11 protein-coding genes and 4 pseudogenes are annotated in these 12004 nt (G+C 36.1%); 7 read left to right on the forward strand and 8 right to left on the reverse strand.

The genetic code is table 11. The features are described 5' to 3' along the window. Window positions 1-276: 276 nt before the first annotated feature. Entirely contained in the window at window positions 277-735 is a 459-nt protein-coding gene (locus QY97_RS17885; RefSeq protein WP_232506378.1) for a hypothetical protein, read from the forward strand. Window positions 736-824: 89 nt separating this feature from the next. Here the strand turns inward: QY97_RS17885 and istB are convergent, their stop codons facing one another. From istB to QY97_RS20900, 4 genes and pseudogenes are all read right to left on the reverse strand, one after another. Further along, window positions 825-1583, reverse strand: coding sequence for an IS21-like element helper ATPase IstB (gene istB / locus QY97_RS17890; RefSeq protein ID WP_039234809.1), 759 nt, complete (start codon window positions 1581-1583; stop codon window positions 825-827). Next, a pseudogene (gene istA / locus QY97_RS17895) lies at window positions 1580-3128 on the reverse strand (IS21 family transposase). The gene istB and the pseudogene istA overlap by 4 nt, the downstream one beginning before the upstream one ends. A 589-nt stretch (window positions 3129-3717) precedes the next feature. After that, window positions 3718-4635, reverse strand: a complete 918-nt coding sequence (locus QY97_RS17900; RefSeq protein WP_232506380.1) for an IS4 family transposase — start codon at window positions 4633-4635, stop codon at window positions 3718-3720. Between the two features lie 40 nt (window positions 4636-4675). Beyond that, window positions 4676-4873 (reverse strand): DUF4372 domain-containing protein, encoded by a 198-nt coding sequence (locus QY97_RS20900; protein ID WP_039234811.1) that lies wholly within the window; start codon window positions 4871-4873, stop codon window positions 4676-4678. Window positions 4874-5101: 228 nt separating this feature from the next. Here QY97_RS20900 and QY97_RS17910 point away from each other — a divergent pair, with 228 nt between their 5' ends. Continuing rightward, window positions 5102-5713, forward strand: a complete 612-nt coding sequence (locus QY97_RS17910) for a trimeric intracellular cation channel family protein (protein ID WP_039234812.1) — start codon at window positions 5102-5104, stop codon at window positions 5711-5713. Window positions 5714-5912: 199 nt separating this feature from the next. Continuing rightward, window positions 5913-6260 (forward strand): annotated as a pseudogene (locus tag QY97_RS17915) (cupin domain-containing protein); the annotation flags it as partial. A gap of 109 nt (window positions 6261-6369) precedes the next feature. Here the strand turns inward: QY97_RS17915 and QY97_RS17920 are convergent. The 4 genes from QY97_RS17920 to QY97_RS17940 all read right to left on the reverse strand — a co-directional run bounded on the left by QY97_RS17920 (window position 6370) and on the right by QY97_RS17940 (window position 9229). Further along, window positions 6370-7287 (reverse strand): class I SAM-dependent methyltransferase, encoded by a 918-nt coding sequence (locus QY97_RS17920; protein WP_039234814.1) that lies wholly within the window; start codon window positions 7285-7287, stop codon window positions 6370-6372. Between the two features lie 507 nt (window positions 7288-7794). Next, entirely contained in the window at window positions 7795-8070 is a 276-nt protein-coding gene (locus QY97_RS17925; protein ID WP_125444188.1) for a hypothetical protein, read from the reverse strand. A gap of 645 nt (window positions 8071-8715) precedes the next feature. Next, window positions 8716-8904 carry a helix-turn-helix transcriptional regulator gene (locus QY97_RS17935; protein WP_039234819.1) on the reverse strand — a complete coding sequence of 63 codons (189 nt, stop codon included), beginning with the start codon at window positions 8902-8904 and terminating at the stop codon, window positions 8716-8718. Continuing rightward, entirely contained in the window at window positions 8894-9229 is a 336-nt protein-coding gene (locus tag QY97_RS17940) for a hypothetical protein (protein ID WP_083965914.1), read from the reverse strand. Before QY97_RS17940 ends, QY97_RS17935 begins: the two co-directional genes overlap by 11 nt. Before the next feature lie 926 nt (window positions 9230-10155). Here QY97_RS17940 and QY97_RS21205 point away from each other — a divergent pair. From QY97_RS21205 to QY97_RS20160, 4 genes and pseudogenes are all read left to right on the forward strand, one after another. Then, window positions 10156-10512 carry a MerR family transcriptional regulator gene (locus tag QY97_RS21205; RefSeq protein WP_408606299.1) on the forward strand — a complete coding sequence of 119 codons (357 nt, stop codon included), beginning with the start codon at window positions 10156-10158 and terminating at the stop codon, window positions 10510-10512. An 11-nt stretch (window positions 10513-10523) separates the two neighbouring features. Continuing rightward, the gene (locus QY97_RS17950) at window positions 10524-11426 is read left to right on the forward strand and encodes a DUF2268 domain-containing protein (protein ID WP_039234840.1); all 903 of its coding nucleotides are present in this window, start codon (window positions 10524-10526) and stop codon (window positions 11424-11426) included. Beyond that, window positions 11427-11732: pseudogene (locus QY97_RS17955) on the forward strand (recombinase family protein); the annotation flags it as partial. It abuts the gene before it with no gap. 33 nt (window positions 11733-11765) lie between these two features. After that, window positions 11766-11912, forward strand: a pseudogene (locus QY97_RS20160) (DUF4158 domain-containing protein); the annotation flags it as partial. Window positions 11913-12004: the final 92 nt, after the last annotated feature.

The following is a 12004-nucleotide window of genomic DNA, read 5'->3' on the forward strand; positions in this document are numbered from 1 at the left end:
CTGACTTATCCATTATAAAGGACTTTTTCTTTGCACAAAATAAAATTAGTGAAGATTTTGGGTCTTTTTAATATTGAAATTAAATTAGTGCAACACTAGTGGAATGATGTATAAGAATATTTTTTATAATTTCCAATTTTATCCTGATTTTAAATGACCAAAAACCCACAGTTATGTAATTATATTTGATAAATGGCACCATTTTTTTGATAGAAGCCTCTTTTCCTCTATACTACATTTTTTATCTTCAATTCCTGACACCTAGGCCGCTACTGTTTGGTGATTAAGGACCTTAATTTTATTGATGTTAAGTTAAAATGTTCGTATAAAAAAGTGGAAGGAGAAGATAATATTGAAAGTAAACAACCAATAGAGAGGACGATAAAAGTGAATCTAAAGTGGTTAAGGCTATTAACAGCAGTTTTTCTATCTGCCATCATGTTATTGGGGTGTAATAATGTAGAAGAGGATAAGGATCCACCACCACCTGAAGTGGATGTAGATCCTGACACAGAAGAACCCATTGAAGATCCTGAAGATGCAAATGACCCAGATAATATAGATGAAAATGATGTGGACCCAGATACAGAAGAGCCAATTGAAGATCCTAAAGATGTAAATGATCCAGATAATATAGATGAAAATAAAGATGATGAAGCTGATTTAGTCCCTGATGCAGAAGAACCCATTGAAGATCCTAAAGATGTAAACGATCCAGATAATATAGATGAATAAATATTAACAGCAATAAGGCACACCGTTTGTTTTCAAACGGTGTGCTGTAGACGTCAAGTCGAATTTTACATTTTTTGCTTATTTGCTTTTTACACTTCTGCTGAAAATACACTTTTTCGATGTTTCATTCGATAACTACCTCCATCCATATGAATGACTTCTACACGATGGAGTAAACGATCTAAAATTGCAGTGGTAATTCCTTGATCTCCCATTAATTCACCCCACTGTTCAGGGCTTTTATTAGATGTGAGAATGATGGAACTTCGTTCATACAAATGATTAATTAAATGAAAAAACAAATTCGCTTCTCGTTGATCCATTGCCATGTACATTAAATCATCAATAATGACCAGATCGGCGCCTCTTAATCGCTTTAGCTGCACTTTTGATTTATTTAGAAATTCTTCCGTTTTTAAAAGATGAATAAGCTCACCCATAGTTACGAAATAGACGTTGAAACCTCTGTGAATAGACTCAATTCCCAAACCGATTGCTAAAAATGTTTTACCAACACCTGGCGGTCCCAATAAAATTAAATTATACTGCTGCTCAAGCCAGTTTAGCTCTGCGAGCTGGGTCAATTGGCGCCCCGTTAAAGCTGTTTGCTCTTCTAAATTAAATTCACTTAGTGACTTCACGTAAGGGAAGTGCGCCCACTTCATTCTTCTTTCTAAACTTTTTACTTCGCGTTTTCTAAGTTCGTAACGTGTGATAGATTCAAGAAATTCTAAATACGTCCAAGAAGATTTTTCAGCCTCACGTAGGAGCTTTGGTAGCTCCTCAGCTGTTTCGGATAACCTTAATTGGCGAAAGTGCTCCTGCAAGTCATTTACAGTTTTATTCACTGTGGTTCACCCCCTAAAATACTTGTGTAAGCAGTAAGAGAGCGAGTTGTCACTATAATGTTGTCTTTACCTGAATGTTTTATAAAGGGAGGCTTAACCTTTTGGGTACATTCAGTTTGTAATGCATTTTGGTGGTTTGCGATATCTCGAAAGTCATTGGCGCTGTAAAGTTTATCTATGATGCATTTAGTCAAGGTGGCTTCAATCCACATTGGATATTTCTCAATGGTGTTTTGAATGATTATGAGCTGATCACGCCGATACCGTGGGTATCTTAAACAAATTTCATTTAAATAAGAAGTTGCACGTTTCTGATCTTCAAAATGTGAAACCAGTTGTTGCTTAAACTCTTCAATACCTTTTGAGCGATCCCGGATATGATGTAGATGTTGAATGAGCTTTCCCTTTTCATTACTAATGCTATGTTCAGCAATTACTTCTCCATCTAACTGTTTACGGATAATCAGCGTTGGCGGTTGGCTCGAAGTGACTTCAATAAAAACCTCATTATCAGAGGCTGCACTATACGTTCCGAGAGGAACGGAATAACGGTTTGATTTAAACCGTATTGTATTGTCCTTACTAATATTCCTTGTTATAACTTGGGGTAATGACGCTTTCATGTGAGAGTGGTGAAGAGACGGGCTGTAAGTGTTGCTTTTCGACGGGGAACACTTCAGCTGGTCTTTTTTTCGTTGTCTGATGAACATGTTGATTTCCAGTGCGATGTAGCCACTGTAATGCACGGTTATTCCAATCTTCAATATTGCTAAATACTCGGCTATCTGCGAAATTTCCCTTTATGTACTTTACAACGTTCTCAATCATTCCTTTTGATTCTGGGTCTGCCTTACGACATAAATGAACTTTAAACTTACGCTCATTTACATAGCTTTGAAACTCAGAAGTTAAAAGTAGCTGACCTGAATTTTCACTTACTGTAATTAAACGATCCTGATCATACACAATTTCTTCTGTACGTCCTCCGTAAAATTGAAATGCATTTTCATGACATTGAATGGCATCATTTGTTGTAAAAGGCCGGCCCTGCCACTCCATGTATTTGTATCGAGAGTGAGCTAAGACAAAAGCGATGAAATATAGTTTAATTTCATTCTTTTCAGTTGTCTTCTGTTTCGTTTCTCCCCAATCCACCTGGATTTGCTTACCCATAGGTTGTTCAGGGATTGCTTCATATTGCCGAATGATTACTTTTTTGTCAATCTGATAAATCTCCCGCATCTCTTTCACATAGGCTCTTACTGTACTCTCGCCAACAACTAAATCGGGATAACGCTCTAAGAGCCAATCGTGGATTTGTGCTGCACTGAGATGAGGGTATTCTTCAAGCCAAGCGATAATCCAATCCCTGTAGGGATCCAACTTCTTACCTTTGCCTTGAAGTTGTTCCATGTATGCTTTTGTCTCTTCAAATGTCATTTTTAAATATTTATAAACGGTTGGTCTTGATACTTTGAGCTCCTGTGCAATTTGAGATACTTTAAACTTCCGTTGATGTAATTGTTGAATATTTAAATAAAGCATTAGCTTCTCCTCCAAAACGCTGTCCCCCCAGTAAAATAACACCTTCTATTATTTTACTAGAGTTCTAGCTTATTGAAGCAAAAGTGTAAAATTACGTTAAGCAAAAACTGTCAATTATATTCTAGCGTTTACAAAGGGCCTTATTGGTTACCGTTTCAATACTTATTCTTTTATCCATAGGGTTACTGTTTTTAGTACAAAATACAAGAAACACAGAGAATCACGAAAATGAAACTGTAGCTGTCAAAAACAGATTTAATACCCCTATAACCAGAGTCCAAAATGTTGAAAGCGAAAAAAATGTTCTTCAAATAAACAGCATTGCCATGGATGAAACCATAAAGGGGTACTGCCGACTAAACGCAGATATAATACGCTAAGGAATTTTTTAGAAGGTAAAAGCCTGATTTTTCTACGTTAAGCCATTAACATTGCATAAAAGCTTTTCCGAATTGTCAAATCCTAATTTTTGAGAGATTTCAGTATTTAACTGAATATTCAGTCGAATACTTTCCCTTTCAAAATTAAAAAGGTTGATAAGGAAGCAATAGTCAGTCCTTATCCACAATTGGTAAATTATTTCCTTTTTTTATAAATACAATGGATCAATCGTCAAATCATTAAGATGCTCCACCTCACCTTCTGAAAATTGGCATTCAATAAAGGTGAATTCCTTCTCCCAGTCGTATTTTTTTCTGCCCTTTGATTGGCGTAAAGGCTTACGGAAAAGGGAACGAATAAATGAATCAAGCCCTTTAAAGAGATAGGTTTCTAAAGATCTTTTCAGTTCGAGAAGAGTGCCTGCATGGTTGAACTTTAGCTGAAGCAACACCTCAAGACAATATGTGATAAGGGCAATCCAGATTTGGTTGTAGACAGCATTTTCGCTTTTCCCAAAAAAGGATTTGATTTTGAGGTGCTGTTTCATCCATTTAAAAAAAGTCTCAATTTTCCATCTGTATCGATAGAGATCTCCGATTTCCTTCGCAGTCATATCGAAGCAGCTTGTGACAATCTCCACAGGATTGCCTTCGGAATCCTTAGTTCTGATTAAACGGAGACTGTGTTGCATCTTTGTCTTATTCTGGCTGTTTCCAAGGAAGATTTCGGCATCCTGATAAATCAGGTTTTCAGGATCGGGTATCTGTTCAGAAACTATTTCGATTTCAGCATTCTTTTTCAATCTAGTGATGAATCGAACACCTTCAAAACAGTACTGTTCGAATTGCTTGTAATCCACGTATCCCCGGTCAAAAAGGTAAAGTGCATCGGAATCAATTTCGATTAACTCGCTCATTTGAGTTCGGTCTGCATGCTTGGCTGGCAGCAGAACTGCCTTGTCAGGGACCGTAAGGTCCTTTGTCACAACGACTCTCAAATGAAGCCGGACACCCGCCTTTGTTTTCCGGAATGTTGCCCATGGATACTGAGTGATACTCATGCTCATGGTTGATGAATCGATTACGTGAAGCTTTCCTATGTTTCGAACAATCGGAGATTGTTTCATCTGGGACTGAATTTTCAAGACGAGGTGATGGAACACTTTCTCAAAGAGTTTTGGCGAGATGTGTCAGGCTGTCAAACTCGTTGATCTGGGCAACGATGATAAGCTGTAAGAACTTGTAGGCTGTAAGTTTCTTCACATATTTATCTACATTGATTGTATTGATCAGTTTTGTAAAAGTGTGTTCATTCAATTCATTTAATAGTTCATTAATTGTGGTTTTTATGGTATCCTTGTCCATGGGTTCTCCTTGTAATTAGAGATTTGGACAGAACTGACCAAACCTAATTATAAGGGGGTTTTTTTATGCCCTGAAAGACTTGCATTTACCATATTTTCAATAAAAATACAGTAATTTTCTTACGGCAAATATCTTGACAAATAGAAATTATTTTAATGCAAAGTTAATGAAATATAAGCAACACTCTTAGCTAAAGGGCATGAATACTTACTGATTAGGGGGAGTTGTATGGTTTGGGATGTATTGAACGTGATCGGCACCATTGCCTTCGTGATGAGCGGGGCAGTTGTTGCGCTGGAAGTCAAATATGATATTATCGGTGCCTATGTTTTAGGATTAATTACGGCATTTGGCGGCGGAGCCGTTAGAAACCTTTTTATTGGTATTCCGATCATAGAGTTATGGCAGCAAACCGCTCTTTTCATTGTTGCCATCATTACCATAACTATCGTCATCCTATTGCCAAGCAGCGCCGTTCACTTTCTAACAAAATGGAGTATTTTTGACTCCATTGGCTTGTCAGCCTTTGCTGTTCAGGGGGCTATGTACGCACAATCCATTGATTTACCGCTGCTTGCTGTTATGTTCTCGGCTGCCATAACCGGTGCAGGCGGAGGGATTATTCGCGATGTGCTGGCCCAGAAAAAGCCGATTGTTTTACGGCAGGATGTCTACCTCTTATGGGCCATTTTTGCCGGGTTTATTATAGGGATGGAGTGGGTATCTGAGGCCTATCAATACTATATTCTCTTTGCTGTTACGTTGATGCTGCGAGGAATTTCACATCGGCTCGGATGGAGTTTGCCTACCAGAACCATTCAACAATCACAAAAAGACTAAAAGCAGGTTCAGATTTATACACTCTCCACACATAAAAGAGCTCACGCTGAAGTGAGCTCTTTTATGTGTCTATACTAGTCCAAACTCCATCCCTAGAATTTAATCCTTCATACCTAATTAAATATAGGCGCATAACATGCCAATAGGTTTATGTTTACATCTAATAAATGAGGTGAAGAAAACGGATGGTTTCATATATATGGATTATGCATCCCCATCGACTCAGTACGCTTTTGACGTCAATAAAAGCCCCTTATTCCGAAAAGGCAGTAAAAACTATATTAACGTATTAGGCATAAAACAGTTGAACACACTCGAGAATGTATCTCTATTGGACATTTTCTTAAGTACTCATAACGTCGTAGAGCCGCACTATCACCAAAATGCGGCCGAGTTAGTCTATTGTATTTCCGGTGTTGCCACTGTATCTATGCTGAATCCGTTTATTAAACAAATCCTTAACTTTCCGATTACGCCCGGGCAAGCAGCCAATGTGCCACAAGGCTGGTGGCATTATGAAATGGCCACTGTTGATACAATTACGTTGGGAAGCCAAATTGCGACAATTCAACAAACGGGCCAATATTGTTGAATAATAATAAGCTGATCCTCCAATCGTATAGAGGATTGGAGAGTCAGCTAGTATTATCAAGCAATTACTTTTTTACAGCATGGATGTAATGAATCGTTTCAAATGCTTTTAAATAATCCGAACGATCGCTAAAGAATTGATTATTTATAACATCGGGTGATAAATGTTCGTAAATAAGTAATCCTGCATCTTCTAACAATTTTTCTATTTCATCATAAGTAAAACATGATTTCATTGGTTCGCCACTAGCTGATGCCATTTGCACCATATTCTGAACTCGGTTAGACACTCCTTTTTCTCCAAATAGTTTATCATCTGCATAATCAAAAACGATGGAACTTCCTAATGGAATCTCTGCAAATAATTCTTTAATTAAATTAGAAATTTCCTCTTTTGTTAAGTAATAGGAAACACCTAAAAGACTATAAAAAGTTTTTTTGTTTGGTTGAAAACCCTCATCAATAAAGTTTTGTAGGATAATATCTTTGGTGAAATCCATTGGAACAAAGTGGAGGTTATCCGGAATTTGATAATTAGATTTGGCTAGCCTATTCCTTTTAAAAGCTTGTGTAGACGGATAATCAACTTCAAATATTTCCAACTTAGTGTCTAATTCTGGGTTCCGAAAACAAAATGTATCCAATCCAGCTCCTAGAATAACGTATTGTTCAGCACCTATTACTATCTCATGGAACAATACTTTTTCACAATAGGCAGCACGTGCTAATGGAGTTGGTGAGAGTTGGACTTGTGTAATCCATTTTAATATTTCATCGGGTTGATCTTGAAACTTTATAGCAATTTCGTGATTAAAAAATTGAATTCCTTGAATCATGTTTTTACGAATATCCTCAAATTCCTTTTGGGTAATTAAATCTTTTGCAATATAATCATCAAAAATCTTTGGTGTGTCATATTTACTGTGGTATGCTCGACCAAAAGCTGATATTAAGGAAGTTAAACTTGATTCGTTTTTCTCCATACATTGATCCTCCCAGATAACAAAAATAAGATTCCCCTGGCCAGGAGAATCTTATTATACACAATATAAATTTAACTGTAAATTATAGCATAAGTAAATTTATTTGTCAACATAAACGTCTTGTTTTTATAATGAAAAATCCACTTGTAGGGGGAGTTTTATTGTAGTCATGATAACTACGTTAAAAAAGTGAATTAAATAGTTACTGCTAACGGGCGCTTTAATGGCATAAGGATGGATCACAGCAATGGCCAAACTTTAAATTCCAAAGCAACTATAAAAGCCGATACTTCCTTAACGTAGGAAAAATCGGCTTTCTTTATGTCGAAATTTGCTTAGCGTATGTTTTGCGCTTTTTGTTGGTAGGACCCCTTTATAGAGATGTATGCAAGTCCTCTAGTTACTATTCAAATTTACCTCTTACCGTCCACCAGTTTCTGAGAAAAAGAACTAAGGGCGAAAGCCATTTTTAACATTCGCCTCCTTTAACAGAATAGGTTTACTTAATTAGCCTTTACGTGCATTTGTTTCTTCGTAAATGAAGACAACAAGAAAAATAATGAGGCTTACTGCTGTAACAATTACCCCCCAGAGCATAAACCCCATTGCTTCCCAACCTTTTGTATAAATTGTTCCAAGAACCAACATCGCTGAGCCTATACCAAAGGCAATGATAGGAAGATAATAGCCACTATTCCTTTTTATCAATGACCGTCCTTTTGTGGCTAACCAAACCACTGATACTGATAAATATAAAAGAGTCATTATAGATTGACCCGACACCACCATCCACTCCTTTACTTTATTCCTTTAATCTTCCCTTTTCTTGAACTAGCAAAGGGAGGATGCTTGAATTAGAAGATAACCAAATTGATAAAGTTTCCTTTATTCCGTTAAAGCACCATTAATGGAATAACTATCTCCCCAAGGATGAAGCGACCTAGTTTTAACATTTTAAAATATCGATCAGAAAACTCGGTGAAAGGTTGCGGCTAGCTTCGAAAGAATTTCAGGTAGTGGTACACCTCGATCAATGAAGAATATCTCACTAACAATAAGAGTTAAAAACCCAATCAAGGCAGACATCCAAAAAACTATTGTCCATATCTTGCTACCTTCATCTCTTCTTACATTTTTATGTTTCTTCTTTCTGTATAAACTTTGAGCCATTCTCAGCCGTTGATTTTTATCTTGTTTGTCGGAATTCATAATTTATATTCCCTTCTTTCAACGATCGACTTATTTGTTTAATAGAAAAACTTTTATATTTACCTAACGTTATTCCACTTTGCCCCTATGTGGCTTATTTCAGAATCCTGCCCTCTAACTTAATACCAATTATTTCAAAAAGGAATAACCCTTACAATGATTTTTTTCAGCAAAAAAGCGCGATATTAAATTATCGCGCCCTGTTGTGGAAGAAACAAGCTATGGCTTAAAAACGTTATCAACTGTTGTATTGAGTACTCTCGCTATTTTAAATGCAAGTTGTAGGGTAGGGTCATATCGGTCATTTTCAATAGCATTAATTGTTTGCCTTGATACATTGCATTTCTTTGCTAGTGCATCTTGTGTAAAGCCTTTTCCCTTGCGATGTTCTAAAATTTTATTTTTCATTGCTGCTCATCCGACGACTATAAATCCAGTAATATACAAAATAACTAATAACCGCAATCAACAAATAAAGTAATTCTGGATAGACAAACGGAACCAATGATAAACGCTCATCATTTAAATTGAAAAAATCAAAGACAAAGTTAATAATGAAAAACATAAGGAGTAATAACCAACTGCTTACAATCGCTTTTTGTTTAATCAATTGTGAACGCTCATCATCCTTTGTTTTAACCCCGCCATATTCATCTGTACCAGTAGCCCAACCGATAATAAAGAAAATAATTAAGCCTACTAAAAGTGGCACAACTGCTCTGATAAAATCCAATGTAATCACCTCTTAATAATGTCAAAAACTCTTTCCATTTAACCTTACAGAAAAACTTTGTTTATGTCAAAAGTTTTTTACATTTAGCGTATCGAGTTTGCCATTAAATGGCCCGTTTGTTGAAGAATATTATAGTTTTATTTTTGACGCTAAGTTATGATACCTTTCAATGCCTTGATAATTAAGTGCTAAAAAAAGTGTCAATACTTTTAAGTTATGACACTTATACAAAATATCTTTCTTTCAAATTGTAAAATGTTATAATTTTAGTACATTGTTAATCTTAGGATGGAGTGGATTATGTATGCCTTGTTCTACTGTATCCCAAATGTATTACCAATGACGGTGTATTCGTCGGAGGTGGCACGTAGCGCATACATACTACGTAAACACGCCCTCCTCTAAAGGGTGGATCTGGCAATGAAGATAAGGATATCTCTTAATATCCGGATTTCGTTTGAAACAATTACATTTAGAGATTTTTTTCTGTTTCTGAGCACCGTAATTAGCTATATAAATATATAGCTAAAGGAAGGGTCGCTTTTAAAGTGGCTCTTCTTTATTTATGTATTAATTTATTTGAACAACTCTTATTAAACACCTTCAACCTTAGTTTAAGAACATTCATAAATGAATAATCAGGGTGTACTCAAACTGAACAATAACACTAAAGGAAATAGGTTACCTCAGGTATTCTGGAAAAGGGTGCTTTTTGTAGAGAAATGAAAAGCCCAATCCCTTTATAGGGGTCCTACCAACAAAAAGCGCAAAACATACGCTAAGCAAATTTCGACATAAAGAAAGCCGATTTTTCCTACGTTAAGGAAGTATCGGCTTTCTTATTGTACACTAAAGTAAAAGCCCATTTTTTATTTGACATTAACGTTGCGTAATACCTTAACCTTGTAATGTGGAGGTGAATTACGCTGTTTACAACTGGGGAAGTTTATAAAATAACTGGACTTACTGAACGCTCTATACGATACTATTCTAATTTAAATTTATTGAAAGCAAATAAGAATGATAACGGTCAATTGGTTTTATTCAAGTCAGACTTCGAAAAAATTGTGCAAATTCTCGCTGCAAAGATAACAGGTTATAAACTTAAAGATTTAATAGACCGACAACCTTCATTAACCTGTATTAAAAATGACATGACTCAAATGATTACAGATCTAGAAAATATATTATTTCATTTGGACTTAACTGACTCCGAAGAAAATCTTATGAAGAATATAAAGTTGCTTCAAAATTACAATACTAGATATTTACGAAAGAGGTGATTGAAATGAGCATGAACTATAAATTAGTTAACACAATAGAACAATACGAAGAATTACTTGCAATTACGGATTTGGAAGAAAGAAGAAATTATTTTCGTAATACAATGATGACGACATTTAAGGAAATGTGGAATTTAATAAACGTTCCTATAAAAGCAAAACAAGAAAATGGTTATGATGTTTTAATGGCTACGAAAATGCTAGGTTACGCAGATATTTCTAACGATAAACAAATTCAACAAGGACTATCTATCTTAAAAGATAATAATGCCTTTGTGGTAGCAGAGAATACTATCAAAAACTGTATAGAAAAAGCTAATAAGGCAGGTTTGAAAGTGAATGCCGATGAAATAAAATTTGGATTGTATGTTGCGGATCCATATAAATTGAAACTTCAGAAGGGCTATACAGGATTTGGTGGTATTCCTGGATTTATTACTGTGAATATTTATCCAAATGATTACAATTTACCTAAAATTCCTGCTGTTATTGCTCATGAGTTCCATCACAATATTCGTTTTTCTTATTTTGATTGGGATCATGGAAATGTAACAGTGGGAGATTATCTTGTCATAGAAGGCTTGGCGGATTCGTTTGCAAAAGAACTGTATGGAACAGAACAGCTAGGACCTTGGGTGACTCGTATGCACAAAGACGATTTAGAGTATTCAACCTATGTTATTGGAGAGGCTTTAAACCTAAAAGGATTTGCTGAGGTAAGTAGCTATATGTTTGGTGATGAAATTGCCAAACAAGAAGGATATCAACCTGTAGGCCTTTCTTTTTGTGCTGGTTACGCAGTAGGTTATGAGGTCGTCCAGTCCTTTATGAAAAAGCAAAATAAAACGATATATGAAACAACGTTAATGTCTAGCGAAGAGATCATTAATGGATCTGGCTTATTTTCTTCCTGAGGTATCAGTTTCCATAGCCTACAGGAAAATATTACGATGGACAAGGCTAGTGCAACGGGACAACTTATGTTTCATCTTTTTGCGGCTTTTGCTGAATTTGAACGAAATCTTATTCACGAGCGCTCGGCAGCTGGTCGTGCTGCAGCAAGAGCCAGAGGACGATTAGGTGGAAGACCAGAGAAGTTAGATAAGAAAGAGTTAGAAATGTTAAAGACATTAGTGGCGAATGGGACCCCCATTACGGATATTGCTCAAAGGTGGGGTGTTTCCCGAACAACTGTTTATCGATATTTAGAAAAGGAATAAGTCTTTGAATACGAAAGGATGGTTGGGGAGGAAATGGCATCCAGAGGGAAAGAATTACTTACAGCAGAACAAAGAGCTGAATTTGTACGGATTCCATCTGATATGACCGAACGAGAACTGGAAATCTATTATACCTTTTCACAATATGACTTGGAAGTTATTAAACGACATAGAAGAGATGTGACCGTCAAGTAGAATGAAACAATTTTTGCTCGTTATTTTGAAACACTTTGTTCCCCAAATATGGTAGAACGATGCTTCATACGATAACT

The sequence above is a fragment of the Bacillus thermotolerans genome (genome assembly GCF_000812025.2).
In the GTDB taxonomy this organism is placed as follows: Bacteria; Bacillota; Bacilli; order Bacillales; family Domibacillaceae; genus Quasibacillus; species Quasibacillus thermotolerans.